The following is a 19,208-nucleotide window of genomic DNA, read 5'->3' on the forward strand; positions in this document are numbered from 1 at the left end:
GGTACCCCTGCACATTCCGGGCAGCAATGGCATTCGCGCGGGCCGTGGGGTGCTTTCGCGACGCCCGACCAGCCGATACCTTGGGGTACCCCGTTCCCCGGAGCCGACGAAATGAACCGCCGCGGATTCCTCTCGCTCTCGGCCTTCACCCCGTTCGCCCACCTGCTCTCCGCCCACGCCCGCACGGGCGCCGCGCAACCGCCCGTGCGAGAGCTGAAGGCCGATTTAGTGGTCGTCGGGGCCGGCGTGGGCGGGGTCGCGTGCGCGCTCGCCGCCGCCCGCAACGGGCTGCAGGTGCTGCTCACCGAGGAGACCGGCTGGATCGGCGGGCAGCTCACCTCGCAGGCGGTCCCGCCGGACGAGCACCCGTGGATCGAGGACCGCGGCAGCACCAAAACCTATCGCCAGTTCCGCACCAAGGTCCGCGACTTCTACCGGCGCAACTATCCCCTCTCGGAAGACGCCGCGAAGAACCCCCGACTCAACCCCGGCAACGGGAGCGTCTCGAAGCTGTGCCACGAGCCGCGGGTCGCGCTGGCGGTGCTCCTGGAGATGTTGGCCCCCCACATCACCGCCGGCCGGGTCAAGCTGATCCAGCCGTTCGTACCGGTACGGGTCGAGACGGACGGCGACACCGTCACCGCGGTCCTCGGCGTGGCCCAGAACTTCGGTACGCGGATCGCGCTCACCGCGCCGTACTTCGTGGACGCGACCGAGACCGGCGAGCTGCTCCCGCTCGCGAAGGTCGAACACGTCACCGGGACCGAATCGAGCGCCGACACCCGGGAGCCGCACGCCCCGGACCGCGCCGCCCCCGGCAACCACCAAGCCGCGACCGTGTGCTTCGCGCTGGACTACGAGCCCGACCAGGACCACACCATCGACCGGCCCGACAGCTACAAGTGGTGGCGCGACTACGCGCCGAAAATGCAACCCGCGTGGCCCGGCAACCTGCTCTCGTGGGAGATGTCGGACCCGGTCACGCTGAAGCCCCGCGCCGTCGGCTTCGACCCGACCGGCCCGGTCGCGAAGGGGCTGAACCTGTGGACCTACCGGCGGATCGTCGCGCGGGACAACTTCGAGGACGGCGCCGGCGTCCGCGACGTGTGCCTGGTGAACTGGCCCCAGAACGATTACTGGCTCGGCAACCTGTACGACACCGCGGACCCGGCGGGGCACCGCGCCGCCGCCCGCGAGCTGAGCCGGTGCCTGCTGTACTGGATGCAGACCGAGGCCCCGCACCCCGGCGGCAAGAAGGCAGGCTGGAAGGGGCTCCGGCTCCGCGGCGACGTGTGCGGCACCGACGACGGCGACGGGCTGGCGATGGCGCCTTACGTCCGCGAGAGCCGGCGCATCAAGGCGCTGTTCACCGTCACCGAGCGGCACGTCGGCGTCGAGGCGCGGGCGAAGCTCCTCGGGAAGAAGCCCGGCGAGTTCGCCGCGGAGCCGTTCACGGACAGCGTCGGGACCGGCAGCTACCGCATCGACCTGCACCCGTCCACCGGCGGCGACAACTACATCGATGTCAGCTCCCTGCCCTTCCAGATCCCCCTCGGCGCGCTGATCCCGGAGCGGGCGGAGAACCTGCTGCCGGCGTGCAAGAACATCGGCACCACGCACATCACGAACGGCTGCTACCGGCTGCACCCGGTGGAGTGGAGCGTCGGCGAGGCGGTGGGGGAGTTGGTGGCGTTCTGCACCGCCAAGAAGCGGGTGCCGCGTCAGGTCCGCAAGAGCGCGGAGCTGCTCACCGATTTCCAGGCGCAACTGACCAAAGCCGGCAGCGATCTGGCGTGGCCCGACAACATCGCGAAGACGCCCCGCTGATCCCGCCGCGGGGGTTATCCGCCGCGTCGTCCGAAGCTGTCGGCGTGCCCGCGTGCTTGCGACCCCATCCGGCGCCGCTTAGAATCCGCGCACCGTTACTGTCCCGCGCGGCGCCGGACGCGCCCGCCCGTAGGAGCGCCGATGAACAACACCTGCCCGAGCTGTGGCGTCCTCTACAACGTGGCCGATAAGGACATCGGCCGGCGGCTGAAGTGTAAGAAGTGTGGCACCCGGCTCACCGTCACCGAGGCCGGGCTGACCATCGACGACAGCCCGCCCCGCGACACCGACCCCTCCGGTGCCGACCTCGACGACGCGCCGGCGGCGCGCCGCCGCAAGCCGCCCGTGCTCGACCCGCTGGCGCTCCTCGCCGCGGTCGGTGGCGTCCCGGGCGTCCTGTTCGGAGCGGGCATCATCGTCGTGCTCTTTTTCACCTCCCTCCGGCTGCTCTCGGTGCCGTCCGACGAGCGCGCCGCGGAGTACACGAAGAAGGTGGCGCTGGCGGAGCAGATCGAGCTGCGCGAGCTGCTCAACGCGGTCGCGCCCGACAAGCGCGACCCCGCCGAACTGGAGGGGGACAAGCGCAAGGAGTACGAGGACAAGAAGAAGAAGATCGAGGACCGGTACTTCTGGAAGAAGAAGATCGCGGACGAGGACAAGCGCGCCACCGAAATCGGGAACCGGCGCACGAAGGTGTTCGAGGGCTACGGCACGATGTTCGGGTTCGTGCTGCTCGCGTTCGGGTGCCTCGGGTTCCTCCGCACCCAGGACGCCCTGCTCATGCGGATCGTGGCCGGCGTGATCCTGACCGCGATGGTGCTCGGGCTGTTCCGGCTGGCGATCGGGGCCGGCGCGGGTTTCGGCGCGGCCGTCAACCTCGGGTAGTGTCGGCCCGCACCGCCGTTCGTAACTTAGACTGGCGAGCGCCGGCGCATTCCGCGCTGGTGCGCACAGCCACCCGCGAAACCAATGCCCGATTCCGACCCGACGGCTCTGAAGTACAAGCGCGTCCTCCTCAAGCTCAGCGGCGAGGCCCTCGGCTTCGGCGGCGGCAAGCTCGGCATCAACCTCGACGAAACCAAGCTCATCGCGGCTCAGCTCGCCCGCGTGGCCGCCCGAGGCATTCAACTGGCGGTGGTGATCGGGGGCGGGAACCTGCTCCGCGGCGCCCAGTTCTCCGCCGGCGACGAGCAGATCCGGCCCGCGACCGCCGACTACATGGGGATGCTCGCGACCGTCATGAACGGCCTCGCGCTGCAGGACACGCTCGAAGCGATGGGCGTGGAAACCCGGCTCCAGTCGGCCGTGCGCATGGAAACGGTCGCCGAGCCGTACGTCCGCCGCCGCGCCCTGCGGCACCTGGAGAAGAACCGGATCGTGATCCTCGCCGGCGGCACCGGCAACCCGTTCGTCACCACCGACACCGCCGCCGCCCTCCGCGGCACGGAGCTCCAGGCCGACGTGCTGCTGAAGGCCACCAAGGTGGACGGCGTGTACAACGCGGACCCGGTGAAGAACCAGTACGCCGAGAAGTTCGAGCGGCTCACGTTCGATCAGGTGATCCAGAAGCAACTCGGGGTGATGGACATCGGCGCCTTCGAGATGTGCCGCCTCGCGAAGCTGCCCATTCTCGTGTTCAACTACCGGCAGGAAGGGGCCATCGAGAAGGCCGTCAGCGGCCAACCGATCGGCACCGTCGTGACCGGGTGACATCGACCTCGCCGAAGGGCTCACCGCAAAGAGGGTTCCCGCTGGCGGGGACCCTCTTTGCGGTGAGCCCTTCCGCCCGTCTTCCCGACAGACTCGCGACCTGCGACAATAACCCCCATGTGCCCGCCCGGGCACCAACCACCACCGCACTGACCACGGGTGCCCCATGAGCGGACCGCAAATTCTGAAGGACACGGAAGACCGGATGGAGAAGGCGCTGGACGTGTTCCGCAACGACCTGAAGGGTATGCGGACCGGCCGCGCGTCCCCGCAGATGCTCGACTCCCTCCGGGTGGACAACTACGGCACCATGTCCCCGATCCGCGACGTGGCGTCGGTCACGTGCCCGGACGCCTCCACCATCGTCATCAAGCCCTACGCGGCCGAGAGCCTGAAGGAGATTGAGAAGGCGATCCGGTCCAGCGACCTCGGGCTGGCGCCCAACAACGACGGCAAGGTGATCCGGCTCACGATGCCGGCGATGAGCGGCGACCAGCGCAAAAAGATCGTGGCCGCGGTGAAGAAGTCGGCCGAGTCCGCGAAGGTGTCGTGCCGCAACATCCGCCGCGACGGCAACAAGCACTTCGAGGACGCCGAAAAAGCCAAAACGATGACCGAGGACGAGCGCGACAAGGGGAAGGCCAAGGTGCAGGACCTGCTGAAGGTTTACGAGGGCAAGATCGACGACCTCGCAAACAAAAAGGAAAAGGAAGTGCTGGAACAATAAAACAGCGGCGGGTCCGGGGCGAACGGCCGCGAGCGCCGTTCCCCCTACCCCGGTGACCAGTTCTCGTGGCCGCCGCTCGCTACCACGTATGAACCGAGCTGCCGAATGCGTTCTCTTCGCGCCGTGTCCGAGCTGTTCCCGCGGGCCGGCGAGGCGGGCCTCACCGACGAACAGATCACTGACAGCCGCGCCCGGTTCGGACCGAACCGGCTCACCCCCCTGCCCCGCGAGCCCGTCTGGAAGAAGTTCCTCGACAAGTTCGACGACCCCATCATCCGCATCCTGCTCGGCGCATCGCTGCTGAAGATCGTCGTGGACCTGTTCGAGGCGTCCACGGTCGCCGGGGTGGTGGCGCTGGCCACCGTGCTCGTGGTGCTCCTCGGGGCGCTCGTGGGCCGGCTCGGCGCGTGGGCGCCGGCGCTCGCGTTCGCACTCGCCGGCGGGCTGGTGGGGGTGAGCGTCGCGCTGGACGACCCGTCCTACGAAGGCGCCGCCGTGATGGTCGCGGTGCTGCTCGCCACGGGCGTGGCGTTCTTCAGCGAGTACCGCAGCGACCAGGAGTTCGAGAAGCTCAACGCCACCCGCGACGCGATCCGGGTGAAGGTGACGCGGGGCGGCGGGGTCCACACCATCGCCCTTGAGGACGCGGTGGTCGGCGACCTCGTGATCCTCGAAATGGGCGACGAGATCCCGGCCGACGGGCGGATCGTCCGGGCCAACGAGTTGCTCGTCGATCAAGCGCTGATGACCGGTGAGAGCGAGCCGGTGCGCAAGGCGGCCGGGCCGCCCGACGACACCGCCGACGGCCCCGACCAGCCCGGGTGCGTGTTCCGCGGCACGCAGGTCGTGGACGGGGCCGGCCGCATGGTCGTCACCAACGTCGGCGACGACACGATGCTCGGCCAGATCGCCCGGCGCCTGTCCGGGGAGCCGGAGCCCGCCGGACCGCAGGACCGGGTGGCCGAGAAGCTCACCATCTCGAAAGCCTCGACCCCGCTCCAAGAAAAGCTCGAAGCGCTCGCCGGTCTGATTAGCAAGATCGGGTACGCCGCCGCCGTCGCCATCTTCATCGCGCTGCTGGTCCGCGGGCTGGTGGTCGGTGAGGTTCGGCTCCCGGCACCGGGAGAGGACCGCGCCCAGGTGCTGCTCGCGAGCGTGCAAGCGCTGCTCTCCTACTTCGTGTACATGGTGATCGTGATCGTGGTCGCGGTGCCCGAAGGGCTGCCCATGAGCGTCACCGTGTCGCTGGCGATCGCGTGGCGGAAGATGAGCCAGGCCAACTCGCTCGTGCGGCAGCTCGTGGCGTGCGAGACGATCGGCTCCGCCACCGTCATCTGCTCCGACAAGACCGGCACCCTCACGCAGAACAAGATGTCGGTGTCGCGTCTCGGCATCGGCGGGCGCACCTTTGAAGGCGCGTTCGACGGCGTCGCGGCTCCCGCCCCCGGCACCCGCCCGGCCGAGAACACACCCCTGTACTGGCTGATCGTCAACGCAGCGGTCAACTCGACCGCGAACCTCGAGCAAAAGAACGGGGAGCTGGTCACCGTCGGTAACACAACCGAGGGGGCGCTGCTCCACTGGCTTCGGCGTGGGGCATGGGCCGGGTCCGGGCCGTTCGATCACGTCCGGCTGCGCGACGAACTGCCGGTGCTGCACCAGGTTCACTTCTCGTCCGAGCGCAAGCGGATGACGACCGTCGCGAGCGTCGGCGGACGGCCGACGGTGCTCGTGAAGGGCGCCCCAGAGGCTGTCCTGGCGCGCTGCACCTCGTACCTCGCCCCGGACGGCACGGTCCACCCCATGACGCCCCAGGCGCGGGCGGAGTTCGAGGTGCAGATCTTCGCCGCCGCGGCCGACGCGATGCGCACCCTCGCGTTCGCGCACGCCGAACTGCCCGGCGACGATCCGGCCCACGCGGACACGTTCCACACCCGCCTCGAGGCGCTTGAAACGGGCCTCGTGTTCGACGGCTGGGCCGGCATCCGCGACCCGCTCCGCGACGACGTGAAGGAGGCCGTAAGGCAGTGCCGGGGCGCCGGTATCGAGGTGAAGATGATCACCGGGGACACGCTCGAAACCGCCCGCGCCATCGGCCGCGAGATCGGGCTTCTGGACGCCCCCGACGCCATCGCGATGAGTCACGCCGAGTTCGACAAGCTCACCGACGAGGAGCTGTCGGCGCGGCTGCCCCGGCTGCGCATCCTGGCCCGCGCGCTGCCGGGCGACAAGTACCGGTTGGTGCGGCTGCTCCAGGCCCAGAAGCACGTCGTCGCGATGACCGGCGACGGCACCAACGACGCGCCGGCCCTGAAGCGCGCCGACGTGGGGCTGGCGATGGGGATTTCGGGCACCGAGGTGGCGAAGGAGGCCAGCAAGATCGTCCTGCTGGACGACGCCTTCAGCACCATCGTGAGCGGGGTGCAGTGGGGCCGCGCGCTGTACGAGAACATCCAGCGGTTCATCCAGTTCCAGCTCACCATCAACGTGTCGGCGCTGCTGATCGCGCTGCTAGGACCGGTGATCGGGCTGAAGCCGCCGTTCACGGTGCTGCAACTGCTGTGGATCAACGTCATCATGGACACGTTCGCGGCCATCGCGCTGTGCAGCGAGCCGCCCCGTGCGAACCTGATGCAGCGACCGCCGAAGCGGCGCGACGAGAGCATCGTGACGCGGCAGATGCTCGGGACCATCTTCGCGACCGCCGGCTTCTTCGTGGTCGTGATGCTCGTGATGCTCGTGGGGATGCAGTACGGGGGGTGGTTCGCCGGGGACGGCGCGGCCTCCGAGTTCCCCGGCCTGACGCTCCGACAGGTCACACTGTTCTTCAGCGTGTACGTGTTCTTCCAGGTGTGGAACCAGATCAACTGTCGCTCGCTCGACCCGGGCGAATCGGGGCTGCGGGGCCTGTTCGCGAACCGCCAGTTCCTGCTCATCGCCGCGCTGACGGTGGTGGGGCAGGTGCTGATCGTGACGTTCGGCGGGAAGGTGTTCAACGTCGCGCCACTCGGCGTACTGGACTGGCTCGCGGTGGCGGCCGGCACGTCGAGCGTACTGCTGTTCGCAGAACTCGCGCGGCGCGTGCGGCGGTGGCACCGGCCCAGCGCGTAGCGCCGCTCTCCGAGGAGTTTCCGATGCCGGAATCGAACGAGAAGCTCGCCAAAATCGCCGAGAACCTGCTGATCGGCGCGTTCCACCGGCACGTGATGTTGTGCGTGGGCGATGCCTGTTGCGGCGCCGTCGGCAAGGACGGCGCGCAGGCGGCGTGGGACGCTCTCAAGGACGAACTGAAAACCCGAAACCTGTCGCTGGCCACCGGTCCGACCGCGTGCTACCGCACGAAAGTGAGTTGCCTGCGTGTGTGCGCCGGCGGGCCGCTCCTTGTCGTGTACCCCGAGGGAACGTGGTACGGGAACATGACCGCCGACCGCATCCCGCGGTTCGTTCAGGAGCACCTCATCGACGGCAAGCCGATCGAAGAGTGGGTCTTCGCCCGCAACCCGCTGCCCAACCCGCCGACGCCCGAACCGGCTCAAGGCTAAAGCCGTGACAGCGGGCCGTGCTGAGCGAGGCGAGGGGTGCGAGGGCTCAGCCGGTTTATGATTATCGCGAATGAGACCTACTTCTTTTTGACAGGAGGGTACTTGCCCTCATTGACGATTGACACCTCAAGCGTGAGGTCGAGGCCGGTCCCGTTCTTGTCCCATTTCATCGTGCCAGTCATCTCCCCACCAGATCCGATGTTGAACATGACCGTGTTGCTCACTGGGTTCTTCACGAACGGGTCGTAGGCTTCGATATAGATGGCATTCTTCTCGTCGATCTTGGGGACGAAGTAGAACGTGTTGGTGGCCCCGTTGCGGATCATGCCAACGTTCTGGCCGTTGATCCAGATTGTATGCCGGTGCGCGGCCCCAATGAGTTGGTCCGCCCGTTCCAGACGGATGGTGACCGGCTCGACTTTGAATGCCGGCTGGCAGCCGGAAGAGACAACTGCGGACACGAGTAGTGCGGACACGGCGACCCGACAGAGTTGGGCCGGCCGGGCAGTGGTTGGACTCGGCATTGTCGTCCTCGTCGGGTCGGGGCCGGGGTGGCAGGTGGTCATGAAGCTACTTGTCAAGCCGTTCAGGAGCGTCGTACCGGTAAGTACCGTCTGCCCGTTTCGAGTAACCGACGCTCCACTTCATGCCGTTGTCAGAGGAGTACTCAATACGACCGTTCCGTTCGGTAACGGTGTCCGTGCGGATGCGGCCGTGCGGGGTTACCGTAGCAGCCTGCTCGTCCTTGAAGTACTGGGCAGGAGAGCGGGTATCAGTGACTTTCTGCGGGGCACTATCGGTCTTGCCGCACCCCGCGGTCAGAAGCACGAGGAGCAGGAAAGCGGTCCGGTGTCGCATCATCCAGAACATGTGAGACCTCAAAGTAGGCCGATCTTCTCTTGTGCCACCCGCTCGGCCGTTTCGCGGATGGATGATTCCTGCCAAGTGTGCAAGTCTGTAATGCGCTGACGGACATCTTTTTCGAACTCGGTTCCGATGCGGGCGGCCATGTTCGAGATGCGGTCGGTGATCGCCGTCTGGTACTCGCCGCGCCGGTCGTCGAGCCGGGCCATTGAGTAGTCCCAGCAGTGCTTGGCCGCGAGGATGAAAAACGCCGGAATGGCGATCGCCACCCCGACCTTACCGAGTTTGACCAGCGGCAGCAGCTTGACCGCCGACTTGCCAATCGCGCCGATCGTGTTACCAAGCGCTGTATTCTGGTGGTTGGCTGAGGTCTGTTGCAGCGCGTCTTCCAAGCCGGTCCGCACGAGACCGCTCATCCGCTGTGTCAGTTCGTCCGCCGAGAACCCCGTGCCGCGACCGCCGATCCGCGTCTTCCACTTCACGGAAAGGTCCGCACAGTACGTGTTCCACTCGTGGTCGAGTTCGCCGCCGATGTCGGTTGCGATGATGTCGATTTGTCGGAGGATTGCGTCCGCCGAGGCGTCCGTGTAGGTGACAAACGCTTCGTTGAAACAGAGTTCCTTTTCGGCCTTGGACCCGCACCGGCTGATTCGCTCGCCGAACGCCTTCGACGTGATGTGTGCGACGAACCCTTGGCAGTTCAGGCAGACGCCGTGGAAGTACGTGTAGATTTGCTCGCGGGCACGGCCGGGTAGAGCGTTCAGCCCCTTGTTCGCCCCGGTCTGGAACGCTGGCATCGCGTCGTCCACCATTTCCTTCGACAGCGTATCACGTCCGTAGCTACGGCGCGCGAACAACGTTCCACCAGCCCCGAGCGCGAGCGCACCGCCCGCAAGTCCCTGCTTGATGAACTGCCTGCGCTCCATTGCTGTCTCCTTCGGAAAACAACTACCGAGTGGCTTGGTTGAAGGTGGTACGCTCGTCGTCCGCAATTGCTGTGGAAATCTCAAAAAATTCCCACGGCACGGTCGTTTCGACTTCCGTGCCCGAGCCGCTCGTCTGCACCGAGACGTGCCGAGCTGCGATGCCACCCGAAACCCACGGCGGTGTTACAAGCAAGCGGCCGGCACTACGCATCAGCAAGGCTCGATCCCGCGACACCAGCGGCGTGCGAGTAGATATGCCCAGAAACTTATCACCACCCGCAGTTCTGCTCGTTGCCCCCAGGGCCTCGACCGTGCCGAAACTGAAAGCAATTCTCGCCGCCGTTCTGAAAAGCGCCGCCCGCCCGTTCATGCGCGCCTCGACAGCGCGGTGCAGCCCCCGACCGTCACGCCAACCGTCAGTCGGGTGGTGACGGTCTTCCCCGCGGGTAGGCGAGCTAACATTTCGCCGGTTAATCAGACTGGATGATCAAGCAGAAAATGGAGAGGGCAACTCGCGACTTGCGAACGAGCGGTTGGTTGGCGGCGGATCAGTTACGCCTCTTCGATTTGCTCACGGACCCATTCCACCGTCTTTTTCCACTCGTCTCGGGCACGCGGATCGGTGGTGAACGCGGTGATCACCTTTTCCAGCCGGTCCGGGGCGTCGGCCTCATCCATCGCGATGACCTCCGGCAGCCGTGGTTGAATCCGGCGGTACCGGTTGCCCAGCATCCCGCGGCAAACCAGTTCGTCTGCGGCGGCGGTGCCGTCCAGCATCGCGTTGAGGAGCGGCATTTCGGGCGTGTCGAACGACTTCACGGCCGCCGGCCACATCCACGCCAGGATGCCCATGTTGGGCGGTGGAACCTTTAGTTTGTCGATCGGGTATCGGTTCAGCACCCCACCCGTTCCGACCGACAGCACCGAGATCGATTGCAAATCGTGTCGGGCCGCGAGCGCCGCCGAGAGGGCCAGCGCCGCCGGGTTGTTCGCGAACACCCCGCCGTCAACACAGTACCCGAGTTCGGTGTGCTTCCACGGGGCGAAGTAGGTGGGCGCGGCGGTCGTGGCCATCGCCGCGTCGAGCAGGTGCGAGTCCACAACCGGCGTCGGACCGGCAGCGCCTTTCGGGACGGGTAGGTTGTGCAGCGTCAGCGGTTGCCAGCCGTCGGGGCCGTCCAACCGCAACGTCGTGACCAGCACGTTACGCGGCAACAGCGACAGCCGCGTATCCGTGCCGACGAACGCTTTCACAAGCTTTTGCAGCCCGGCGCCGGGGTCGTCGTTCGAGTAACGCGCCCCGAGAAACGCACCGAGTTGTTCCCGGTTAAGCCCCTTGGGGCTCACATCGAGCTGGCTCTGAAGGGCGTCGAGCCCTTGTTCCAGAACGCCCGCGAGGTCCACTTTCACCGTGAACCCCGCCACCCCCAGTTCGAGTTTCAACCGGCCCACCAGTTCTTCGGGCCGTACTGATTTGAAGGCGCTGGCCCCCTGAACCTTGTAAAGACGAACGAGTTCCTTGATCGCCGCCGCTCCGTGCTCAGGCTTTCGGGCGGCAAGCCCGAGCGCGAGTAACCCACCGGTCGAGGTACCGGCGAAGAGGTCAACGCAGCGCAGCAGCGCGCCGCCAAGGGCGGTATCGAGTTCTTGAATCAGCCGGGCGGTCAGATAGCCCCGCATGCCCCCGCCGTCGCACGCGAGGATGAGGTACCGTTTTGGCATTGAGATTCTGCTCCGCGGTACGAAGCCTGAAGGAGTGAGCCACACCCAAAACTCGCTGGCAGCTTGTTTCGTGCCAGCGTCTCGAAATCCGCTAATATTGATCGTTACGTTACCAACAGGCAAATGGGATGATATTTGTCTGCGGTCTCCGCGCGGACAAGTTGAACCTTGTTACCAGGGCATGATTAGGTCAGAGCGGTCGAGTTAAAAGTGATGAGTCAGTAGATGTGACGAAATGACGTATTGCGTTCAGAATCGAGAATGCGACACAACTCGCACAAACAACCGAGTCGCGCGAGCAGCATAAAAAGTGAACCCCCGAGTAGATACGCTCGGGGGTTCGGTCGGGCGGCCGGCTTACGTCCACCCGTAGCGGCCGTTAAGACAGCCGGCCCTTCGAACTATGGTCACTAGGCACGGGACCACCTCCTTTCAACAAAGCCACACCTCAGGCGCCGCGACCAAGCGACGCCTTCGGCCTTCAGTTTGTCGCGTCACGGACACGCGACCCGTCGAGCCAACAGCATAATACACCCTCCGAATGTCGCGCGAAGTCCTCTTTGCATTTTTTCTCGGCGGCAACAATCGGCACTCTTTGCCCGTTCGTTACGATGAGGTTGCGGCCCTGCGCGTCCACCGCAGCGGAGTTGAAGGACGCCCCGCCATCTGCCGATAGGAGGGCCATGCCTACGGACAACACTGCGTTAACGTTCACCCCGGGACCGAAGCCCGATACTGTTCGCGCCTCAGACGGCACCGTCCGCACGGTACCCGCGGGCTGGGTGCTGGTTCCGCCCGGTGATGCCGCCTTGACCCGCCGCATACGTGCGGCGGGGGAGAGCTGGTCCGTTGCCGAGAAGCGCGGGCGCAAAACCTTCTCGCGCGGCACGTGGGCGCCCGCCGCAACCGTTGAACAAATCCGCGGCGACCTGGAAGCGGAACGCGCAACCGAGGCGCACGCCAAGCGGCGCCAGGCCGACGCCGACCGGCGCGAGCGGACGCAAACGGCTTACGTCGACGAGTTCGCCACCGCGGTACGCGACTTCCTTGAGTTCCATGCGACCTACGCCGACCTGGCACAGCGGCTCGCGCTCGCCGTCACCACGCACGCCACACCGGTGGGCAGCGGCACCGTCGCGCGGACGAAACGGATTCCCGTAGAGCAGCGAGCCGAGGCGGCCGTGATCGCCTGGATGCGGCACCAGACGACCGGTTACGACTCGATGGTGATCCCGCGCGTGAAGGGCAAGCGCCGGGAAGTTCGACGGATGCTCGCGCGGCGGTCGCAGGAGTTGCTCACTCGTTACCGGCGCGGCGAATCCGCGCCCGAGAACTGTCCGCTTCAGAAAGCGCTCGCCCCCCGGCCGGACGCCGGCGCGGCATGACGCCCCGAAGGGGCATCACGTTACCACTGCCCCTCATCGTCGAACGGGCGCGCCGCCGGCTGGTCCTCTCGGCGGCGCGCGGCGCGGGCCTTCAGTACGGCGTCCGCGAGTTCCAAGTCGTCCCGTGTGGTGATCTTGAAGTTCAGCGGCGAACCGGGCACCACCACCACCGCGTGCCCCAGCGCTTCAATCAACTGTGCGTCATCGGTAATGGGAACGGTCAACCGCCCCCGGGCCGCATAGGCTTCCGCGAGCCAGTCCCGCCGGAACACCTGCGGGGTTTGGGCTTGCCACACACCCGCTCGCGGGACCGTGCCGGTGATGCGGTTCGTTGTGGGTTCCACCTGCTTCAGCGTGTCGGCAACCGGGACCGCCAGCATCGCGGCCCCGTGCTCGGCCGCGGACTGCACCACGGCGTTGATGAGCGCGGGCGTGACGAGCGGGCGAACCGCGTCGTGGACCGCCACGAGAGGGACACTCTCGGGAACCCGAGCCAGCGCGTTCGCGACCGACTCGAAACGCTCCGAACCGCCTTCGACCAGTTCCGCATTCGTAAACGCGAGGTGGTGACCGAACCGGGCACGGAAATCGTCGCGGTCCGCGGGGGCAACGACGATGTACACCTTGCTCACATCGTCGCGGCTCCAGAACGTCTCCGCGGAGCGCAGCCACACGGGGCGCCCGTCCAGGGTGACGAACGGCTTCTTCTCGGCCCCGCCGAACCGCGACGACTGACCCGCCGCCGGAATAATGACCGCGAACTGCGACACGTTTGCTCCCTCCCGACGCGCCCGACATCATACGCGTACCCGGTAATATTGCCGCTTTCTTAGCGGGCCGCTACCGCTCGGGAGCGGGATACGAACGCGCGATAGGAATGCGAAGGCTGTTTTTGACAGGACCGACAGGATGAACAGGATTTAAAATTGATCAGTCTTCATCCGGTTCATCCTGTCGATCCTGTCAAAAACGGCCTTCCGAAGCGTGCGGGCCTCAACACGCCCCCCGTTCTCGTACACGTGACCGGTGGTCGTGTCGCATTTCTTGACGCGCCGCGACCGCCCGGGGGCGGTATACGTGTCACCGCTTCCAAGCGGTCGAGGCGCGTCAGAAAGCGACACCGCAGACGGGTTCATGTATCAGGGCGCGACGCTCCCTCGTTTTAGCAGTTGCTCCCAGTCCGCGAACAGCGCACGCCACGCCCCGGCCGCCGTCGCGCGATCGGCCAGTTCGCGCTCGACCGACGCCACCAACTCCTCGGCCGCCCGGAGCCGCGGCTCCCAGTCCGCCAGGCGGGCGTCGATCCGGTCGAGGGCGGGCAACTCCCCTTCCCCGGCGGACGGCGCCACGGCCCGTTCGAGCCGCTCGTCGCGCCGCTCAATGGCCTGGGTCGCGGCCGCCAGCGCGGCGTCCATGCGGTCAAGTGCGACGGTCCACTCGGCGAGCGGCAACGGGGTCATCAACGGTCCTTTCGGAGAGTGCGCAAGCTGCGCGGTTGGTAGCCGCCGCCGGCCTGGGGAACAAGCCGAATTCGCTTCTAATTTTTTCTTGCATGCGCCGGGACCGGTTGCTATTCGATCCGTCCCGGTGGGGAGCCGCGTGAGTGCCGACGGGGGTCGGTGCCGCGCGGTCGGAAGGATTGGGGGAGCGCGCCCGGAGGCCGGTTCGGCGGCCGCGTGCGCGCTGGGAGGAGACACCGTGTACGTTGCCTGCTCGACGCTCAGCTTCAGCAAGGTGTCGCTGGAGGATGCCCTCCGCACCGTCCGCGAGATGCGGTTCACGAAAGCCGACCTGGCGATCCACGACGGCGGCCCGCACCTCACGCCGGCGGAGGTGCTTGCGGACCTGGGGCGGTGCGTTCAGCGCCTGAAGGCCACGAACCTCCCCCTCGCGTCGATCCACCTCGTCACCAGCACCACCGACACGGCCGGGGCGCGCAAAGAGTTTCAGGCCATCTGCCGCCTTGCACGCGTCTGCACGGTTCCGCTCCTAACGGTCCCGGCGGCGCCGCTGGGGAGCGACCTCGACATCGAAGTGGCGCGGCTGCAAGACTGGGTCCGGATCGCCGAAGCGGAAGGCGTCATCCTGTCGGTGGAGACCCACGCCCAAACCGTGACCGCCGACCCGCTGGGGGCGGCAGAACTGTGCCGCCGGGTGCCCGGCCTCGCCCTGACGCTGGACCCGAGCCACTACCACTCCGGTCCGCACGCGAGTTCCGATTACGAGTGCCTGCTGAAGTTCGTCCGGCACGTGCGGCTGCGTGACACGGGCACCGGCATCGACCAGTTCCAGGTGCGGATCGGCCAGGGGGAGATGGAGTTCGGGAAGCTGCTCACGCAACTCGACCGCTGCCGCTACGACCGCGCCCTAACGGTGGATGTCCGCGACATGCCGGACAGCCCGTTCCCGATCGTCCCCGAGGTACGGAAGCTCAAGTACCTACTCGAATCGTTGGTGTGAGGCAGTTGCAAGAACGTGGCGTCCCGGGCCGCGCTGGGTGCGCGACCCGGGACGCCACGTTCCGGCGTTATCGGTGTGCTGGGCGAACTTCTCGACGATTGGCCCACCCACGCACGAGAACGTTGCGCAAAATAGAACGTCGCCGAGCGTCAGCGATACGCATCAACGTTTCGCGCGACACGAACCACAGGTCCCACGCACAGCAGTCACGAATGGGGCTCAGACTGGACGTGTGCTACCACCTGACTGGCAATTCGCTACCGAACCGCTGGGGTGTTGCTACCAACGAATCGCATGTATCGTGCCCGGGTTCGCGATGCTCAAGACCGCTAGCACCTTCACGGCTGAGACGCCGCAAACCGTTTCCGTTTAACGCTTTAACAACGCAACAATTCGCGTGAACGAGTGCCGCGGCTCGGCTGAGAACCGCACCTGTCCGTTCCCAAAGCGCCGCCTCCGGACTTCGAGAAGTTCCTTGCAGCAAAAATGGGTGCGGCAGTACCGGATGTGCCGGTCTTCCAACTGCGGTTCACCAGCACACGATCGAGGACATTTCTCGGTCCGGCTCCGGCCGTGCGGCGGCTAACCACGGCGTCCGAATAGTGGAGAATTTCCGGTAGGGCCGACGCGAACAAGTCGTCTCATCTGCAACATTGCTCCGCGCCGTGGGCGCCTTGTCGAGGGCTTATGATGCTCGCCCGCTTCTGCCCGTTCGTCTTATTAACGTCTGCGATCGCACCGTATGCCATCGGCGAGCCGCCGACCGCCCCGCCCCCGAAACCGGCTTCCAGCGCCGGCCTGCCGGAAGGCGCAGTCGCGCGCCTCGGCCAAACGCGCCTCCGGCACGCCGAACGGCCGATCTGCGTTGCGTTCGCGCCTGACGGCACGACGTTCGTCACCGGCGGTGAAGACGGAACGGTCCGCGTGTGGTCCACCGCGACCGGCGATATGGTGCGGATGACGCAGAAGACGGGCTACGGCGTGTCGGCATTGCAGTACACGAATTCCGGCAAGCAGCTCGCAGTCCACTATACGGTAGAACACCTGATCCGGCTTTTGGACCCCGCGACGCTTCGCGAAAGCGGCACGGTCGCGTGTTCGGGCACAAGCCGCTTCGCCTTCAGTGCTCACGGTAAACTGCTGGCGACCAACGACGGGAGCGGCAACCTCGTCGTCACCGAAGTCGAGCAGGAACTCCCGAAACTTGAACTGACAGGCACCGACGTGTTCGCGTTCAGACCCGACGGAAAAGCGATCGCGATCGGTAACCACGACGGAACCGTTGCCGCGCACCTGGTCACCGGCGGAAAGCGAACGCTTCACCTTGCTGGGAAAGATCGGGTACGGGGGGTGTCCTACAGCCCGGACGGGAAGCGGCTCGCGGTCGGATCGCGAGCCGCCGACGGCATCGACACGGTACGCATCTACACCGACAGAGCCACGCTGGTGACCGAAGTGCCCGAGATGAACGTACCGCTCGCGTGGCTCACGAACGACCGGCTGGCGGTGAGCAACGGCACCGATGCCGGCATCTACGATTTAGCGAAGAAGGCGTTCGCGGGGAAAATTCGTGGCGCCGCAGGGTCGGTTGCAATTTCACCCGATGGCTCAAAACTGGTCGCGACCGGAAACGGCGGGTTGCGGGTGCGGCTCTGGGATCTGCCATCCGGGAAACAGCTCCACGCCGAGAACGACCGCTTCCCGGCCCCGGCGCTCATGATCGGCACAACGGACGGTCAGGCGCTGTTCCTGCTGTCCAACGACGCCGCTTTCCTCTGGCGCGTCGGCCACCAGGAGACGAAGGCGTGCGGCGTCCTTCCCGGCCCGGCCGTCGCAGCGGCGGTGGGCGGCAGTACACTCTTGGTCGCGACCGCGGAGAGCGTTGTCGCGTACTCCGAATTCGATCCCATAAAACCGCTCGCGGCAAAGCCCACACGTGCCTTCGACAAGAGTGCGAATGCGCGAGCTGTCGCCGTTGCCCCAAACGGCCGCCGCATCGCTTGGGCCGATTCGTCCGGCGCGGTCGTCCTGGCCGACCTGACGGGCGATGAACGAACCCGGTTGCCGGTCGTGACCAACTCCGTTCTGGCACTGGCGTTCAGCCCCGACGGAACCAAACTCGCGCAGTTCGGCCGCGACGGGTTCTTGCGGCTCTGGCCCGTGAACGGAAAGGGCAACCCGGCTGACGAAGTGTGGAAAGCCCGCGTCGGCCGGGGGCTCCGCGCGACAATCGCGTTCAGCCCGGACGGAAAGCTCGTGACGGCCGCTTCACTCGCACAAGTGCCGGTCTTCAGCGTGGCGGATGGGTCCGAGGTGTTCAAAACGGACCGGCACAGCGAAGAAGGGCTCGCACAGCACGTCGCGTTCAGCACGGATAGCCGGCTGTTGATTATCGGAACGAGCGGCACGGCCGGCGGCGTCGAAGTGTGGGACGTGGCAAGTCGCCGCCTGGCGCGCCGGTTCTCGACGGGGTACGGTGACATCTCCCGGCTATGCGTCTTCCCTGATGGCAATCATATTGCATCGGCAGGGGCTGAAGAAGCCGTGACGGTGTGGCACCTGAGCAAGGGTGGGACCAACCGCGGGGCGACACAAAACGTGCTCCCCAAACGCTGAGCCCGACTACCGGAGCGCGCGGTCACTTGCGTCTAACCCGTTCGGCCTCCGCGTGCTGCGCGGCCAGCGCCTTATGCAGGTCATCCAGCATCGCCTCGCGCTTCATGCCTTCGTAGCGCGCCGGGTTAATCGGTTCGCCCACCGAGATCGCGAGCGTACCCGGGGCGGGCGGCAGAAAGAGAGGGGCCGGTCGGGGCACGGTCATGAACCGCGACCACGCGTCGAACGCTCCCGCGATTCCGACCGGGACGATGGGGCAACCGGCCCGTTTGATCAGCAACGACACCCCCGGTTTGAGCGGATGCACGTTCCCGTCGTGAGTCCGCTCGCCCTCCGGGAACATCAACACCGCCTGCCCCTGGCCGAGGGCGTTCAGCACCGCCTGAATACCGTCCTTACCCGCGCTCCGGTCGATCGGGATCGCGTTCAGGCTGCGGATCACGGGCGCCAGCCCGCGCTGCTCGAACAGCGTGTGTCGCGCCAGATAGGACAAGTACCGGCGCGACGACAGCCCCACGAGCACCGGGTCGAACATCGACTGGTGGTTCGCCAGCACGAGAACCGGCCCCGTGCGCGGCATGTTCTTCCACCCTCGACGCCGGATGCTGAAACCGAACGTGAAGGCCGTGAACGAGGACCAGAAAACCGTGTCGTACCACAGCCGGCCGACGAAGTTCGGGCGGTCTGCCATCAGGAGGGTAGCCTTTCGGGCGATCGCCGCCGTTTACACGACCGGACCGCAAGAACAATGTTTTCCAACCGCTCGACCACTTCGGCCGTTGTGAGCGTTGTTGTATCGACCACGACCGCGTCCGGGGCCGGGCGCATCGGCCCCAGGTCGCGCTGCGTGTCCCGGTGGTCGCGCGTCTCCTGGTCCCGGTGGATGTCCTCGACGCTCACCGTCGCGCCGTCGCGGGCGAGTTCTGCGGCCCGGCGCTCGGCCCGGACGCGAGCGTCGGCAACAAGAAAGAACTTACACTCTGCAAGCGGAAACACGAACGACCCCTGGTCGCGCCCGTCGCACACGATGTCGCGGCCGACCGCTGCGGCGCGCTGGCTCGCGACCAGCAGCAGACGCACCGCGCGGTGGACCGCGACCTCACTCGCACCGCGGCTCACTTCGGGGGTGCGGATAAGTCCGGAGACATCCGCCCCGTTCAGCAGCACTCTCCCGAGGGGCACTTCTACCCGCACCCCGGCGAGCGCAGCGCCCACCGCTCGCTCGTCGCTCGTGGGCACGCCGAGCCGGTGCATCGCCAGCGCGACCGCTCGGTACATCGAGCCGGTGTTGAGGTACTCGAATCCGAAGCGGGCAGCGAGCTCTCGGGTGGCCGTACTCTTCCCCACACCTGAGGGGCCGTCGATGGTCACAATCATAGGTAATTCGCAACACAGAACTCGGCGCGCGGGACCGAAGAGTACGTGGCTC

Annotated in this window: 18 protein-coding genes; 9 read left to right on the top strand and 9 right to left on the bottom strand. The window is 66.5% G+C overall.

What is annotated here, in order from left to right; genetic code table 11:
- Positions 1 to 111 precede the first annotated feature (111 nt).
- The 6 genes from R5W23_RS14815 to R5W23_RS14840 all read left to right on the top strand — a co-directional run bounded on the left by R5W23_RS14815 (position 112) and on the right by R5W23_RS14840 (position 7,806).
- Entirely contained in the window at positions 112 to 1,827 is a 1,716-nt protein-coding gene (locus R5W23_RS14815) for an FAD-dependent oxidoreductase (RefSeq protein ID WP_320686961.1), read from the top strand.
- 141 nt (positions 1,828 to 1,968) lie between these two features.
- Complete coding sequence (locus R5W23_RS14820) at positions 1,969 to 2,712, top strand: MJ0042-type zinc finger domain-containing protein (RefSeq protein WP_320686962.1); 744 nt, start codon at positions 1,969 to 1,971, stop codon at positions 2,710 to 2,712.
- Positions 2,713 to 2,796: 84 nt separating this feature from the next.
- Positions 2,797 to 3,537: a UMP kinase gene (pyrH, locus tag R5W23_RS14825; protein WP_261186698.1), complete on the top strand. Its 741-nt coding sequence runs from the start codon at positions 2,797 to 2,799 to the stop codon at positions 3,535 to 3,537.
- A gap of 166 nt (positions 3,538 to 3,703) precedes the next feature.
- Entirely contained in the window at positions 3,704 to 4,264 is a 561-nt protein-coding gene (frr, locus tag R5W23_RS14830) for a ribosome recycling factor (protein WP_261186697.1), read from the top strand.
- A gap of 105 nt (positions 4,265 to 4,369) precedes the next feature.
- Entirely contained in the window at positions 4,370 to 7,375 is a 3,006-nt protein-coding gene (locus R5W23_RS14835; protein WP_320686963.1) for a calcium-translocating P-type ATPase, PMCA-type, read from the top strand.
- 23 nt (positions 7,376 to 7,398) lie between these two features.
- On the top strand, positions 7,399 to 7,806 hold the full coding sequence (locus R5W23_RS14840) for a (2Fe-2S) ferredoxin domain-containing protein (protein ID WP_320686964.1): 408 nt from the start codon (positions 7,399 to 7,401) through the stop codon (positions 7,804 to 7,806).
- 77 nt (positions 7,807 to 7,883) lie between these two features.
- Here R5W23_RS14840 and R5W23_RS14845 read toward each other — a convergent pair whose 3' ends face one another.
- The 5 genes from R5W23_RS14845 to R5W23_RS14865 form a co-directional block, all read right to left on the bottom strand.
- Positions 7,884 to 8,330: a hypothetical protein gene (locus tag R5W23_RS14845; RefSeq protein WP_320686965.1), complete on the bottom strand. Its 447-nt coding sequence runs from the start codon at positions 8,328 to 8,330 to the stop codon at positions 7,884 to 7,886.
- A gap of 46 nt (positions 8,331 to 8,376) precedes the next feature.
- Positions 8,377 to 8,676 carry a hypothetical protein gene (locus tag R5W23_RS14850; RefSeq protein WP_320686966.1) on the bottom strand — a complete coding sequence of 100 codons (300 nt, stop codon included), beginning with the start codon at positions 8,674 to 8,676 and terminating at the stop codon, positions 8,377 to 8,379.
- An 8-nt stretch (positions 8,677 to 8,684) separates the two neighbouring features.
- Positions 8,685 to 9,596, bottom strand: a complete 912-nt coding sequence (locus R5W23_RS14855) for a hypothetical protein (protein WP_320686967.1) — start codon at positions 9,594 to 9,596, stop codon at positions 8,685 to 8,687.
- A gap of 22 nt (positions 9,597 to 9,618) precedes the next feature.
- Positions 9,619 to 9,966: a hypothetical protein gene (locus R5W23_RS14860; RefSeq protein ID WP_320686968.1), complete on the bottom strand. Its 348-nt coding sequence runs from the start codon at positions 9,964 to 9,966 to the stop codon at positions 9,619 to 9,621.
- Positions 9,967 to 10,148: 182 nt separating this feature from the next.
- The gene (locus R5W23_RS14865) at positions 10,149 to 11,318 is read right to left on the bottom strand and encodes a patatin-like phospholipase family protein (RefSeq protein ID WP_320686969.1); all 1,170 of its coding nucleotides are present in this window, start codon (positions 11,316 to 11,318) and stop codon (positions 10,149 to 10,151) included.
- A 683-nt stretch (positions 11,319 to 12,001) separates the two neighbouring features.
- Between R5W23_RS14865 and R5W23_RS14870 the strand changes: the two genes are divergently transcribed.
- A complete protein-coding gene (locus tag R5W23_RS14870; RefSeq protein ID WP_320686970.1) occupies positions 12,002 to 12,703 on the top strand; it encodes a DUF2293 domain-containing protein in 702 nt (233 codons plus the stop codon).
- 20 nt (positions 12,704 to 12,723) lie between these two features.
- Here R5W23_RS14870 and ispD read toward each other — a convergent pair whose 3' ends face one another.
- Positions 12,724 to 13,473: a 2-C-methyl-D-erythritol 4-phosphate cytidylyltransferase gene (ispD, locus tag R5W23_RS14875; protein ID WP_320686971.1), complete on the bottom strand. Its 750-nt coding sequence runs from the start codon at positions 13,471 to 13,473 to the stop codon at positions 12,724 to 12,726.
- Between the two features lie 369 nt (positions 13,474 to 13,842).
- Positions 13,843 to 14,163: a hypothetical protein gene (locus R5W23_RS14880; protein WP_010050354.1), complete on the bottom strand. Its 321-nt coding sequence runs from the start codon at positions 14,161 to 14,163 to the stop codon at positions 13,843 to 13,845.
- 238 nt (positions 14,164 to 14,401) lie between these two features.
- On the opposite strand from R5W23_RS14880, the gene R5W23_RS14885 reads away from it, so the two are divergent.
- Positions 14,402 to 15,163 carry a sugar phosphate isomerase/epimerase family protein gene (locus R5W23_RS14885; protein WP_320686972.1) on the top strand — a complete coding sequence of 254 codons (762 nt, stop codon included), beginning with the start codon at positions 14,402 to 14,404 and terminating at the stop codon, positions 15,161 to 15,163.
- Positions 15,164 to 15,853: 690 nt separating this feature from the next.
- Positions 15,854 to 17,779 (top strand): WD40 repeat domain-containing protein, encoded by a 1,926-nt coding sequence (locus R5W23_RS14890; RefSeq protein WP_320686973.1) that lies wholly within the window; start codon positions 15,854 to 15,856, stop codon positions 17,777 to 17,779.
- 22 nt (positions 17,780 to 17,801) lie between these two features.
- Here the strand turns inward: R5W23_RS14890 and R5W23_RS14895 are convergent, their stop codons facing one another.
- Together R5W23_RS14895 and cmk are read right to left on the bottom strand one after the other, a co-directional pair.
- Complete coding sequence (locus R5W23_RS14895; protein ID WP_261186685.1) at positions 17,802 to 18,470, bottom strand: lysophospholipid acyltransferase family protein; 669 nt, start codon at positions 18,468 to 18,470, stop codon at positions 17,802 to 17,804.
- The gene (cmk, locus tag R5W23_RS14900; protein WP_320686974.1) at positions 18,470 to 19,156 is read right to left on the bottom strand and encodes a (d)CMP kinase; all 687 of its coding nucleotides are present in this window, start codon (positions 19,154 to 19,156) and stop codon (positions 18,470 to 18,472) included. Before cmk ends, R5W23_RS14895 begins: the two co-directional genes overlap by 1 nt.
- Between the last annotated feature and the right edge of the window lie 52 nt (positions 19,157 to 19,208).

This window comes from Gemmata algarum (assembly GCF_034097035.1).
GTDB lineage: Bacteria > Planctomycetota > Planctomycetia > Gemmatales > Gemmataceae > Gemmata > Gemmata algarum.

Excerpts from the sequence above, each read along its gene's own strand:
- R5W23_RS14815 (WP_320686961.1), top strand. The coding sequence starts at position 112 with ATGAACCGCCGCGGATTCCTCTCGCTCTCGGCCTTCACCCCGTTCGCC.
- R5W23_RS14820 (WP_320686962.1), top strand. The coding sequence starts at position 1,969 with ATGAACAACACCTGCCCGAGCTGTGGCGTCCTCTACAACGTGGCCGAT.
- pyrH (WP_261186698.1), top strand. The coding sequence starts at position 2,797 with ATGCCCGATTCCGACCCGACGGCTCTGAAGTACAAGCGCGTCCTCCTC.
- frr (WP_261186697.1), top strand. The coding sequence starts at position 3,704 with ATGAGCGGACCGCAAATTCTGAAGGACACGGAAGACCGGATGGAGAAG.
- R5W23_RS14835 (WP_320686963.1), top strand. The coding sequence starts at position 4,370 with ATGCGTTCTCTTCGCGCCGTGTCCGAGCTGTTCCCGCGGGCCGGCGAG.
- R5W23_RS14840 (WP_320686964.1), top strand. The coding sequence starts at position 7,399 with ATGCCGGAATCGAACGAGAAGCTCGCCAAAATCGCCGAGAACCTGCTG.
- R5W23_RS14845 (WP_320686965.1), bottom strand. The coding sequence starts at position 8,330 with ATGCCGAGTCCAACCACTGCCCGGCCGGCCCAACTCTGTCGGGTCGCC.
- R5W23_RS14850 (WP_320686966.1), bottom strand. The coding sequence starts at position 8,676 with ATGTTCTGGATGATGCGACACCGGACCGCTTTCCTGCTCCTCGTGCTT.
- R5W23_RS14855 (WP_320686967.1), bottom strand. The coding sequence starts at position 9,596 with ATGGAGCGCAGGCAGTTCATCAAGCAGGGACTTGCGGGCGGTGCGCTC.
- R5W23_RS14860 (WP_320686968.1), bottom strand. The coding sequence starts at position 9,966 with ATGAACGGGCGGGCGGCGCTTTTCAGAACGGCGGCGAGAATTGCTTTC.
- R5W23_RS14865 (WP_320686969.1), bottom strand. The coding sequence starts at position 11,318 with ATGCCAAAACGGTACCTCATCCTCGCGTGCGACGGCGGGGGCATGCGG.
- R5W23_RS14870 (WP_320686970.1), top strand. The coding sequence starts at position 12,002 with ATGCCTACGGACAACACTGCGTTAACGTTCACCCCGGGACCGAAGCCC.
- R5W23_RS14880 (WP_010050354.1), bottom strand. The coding sequence starts at position 14,163 with ATGACCCCGTTGCCGCTCGCCGAGTGGACCGTCGCACTTGACCGCATG.
- R5W23_RS14890 (WP_320686973.1), top strand. The coding sequence starts at position 15,854 with ATGCTCGCCCGCTTCTGCCCGTTCGTCTTATTAACGTCTGCGATCGCA.
- R5W23_RS14895 (WP_261186685.1), bottom strand. The coding sequence starts at position 18,470 with ATGGCAGACCGCCCGAACTTCGTCGGCCGGCTGTGGTACGACACGGTT.
- cmk (WP_320686974.1), bottom strand. The coding sequence starts at position 19,156 with ATGATTGTGACCATCGACGGCCCCTCAGGTGTGGGGAAGAGTACGGCC.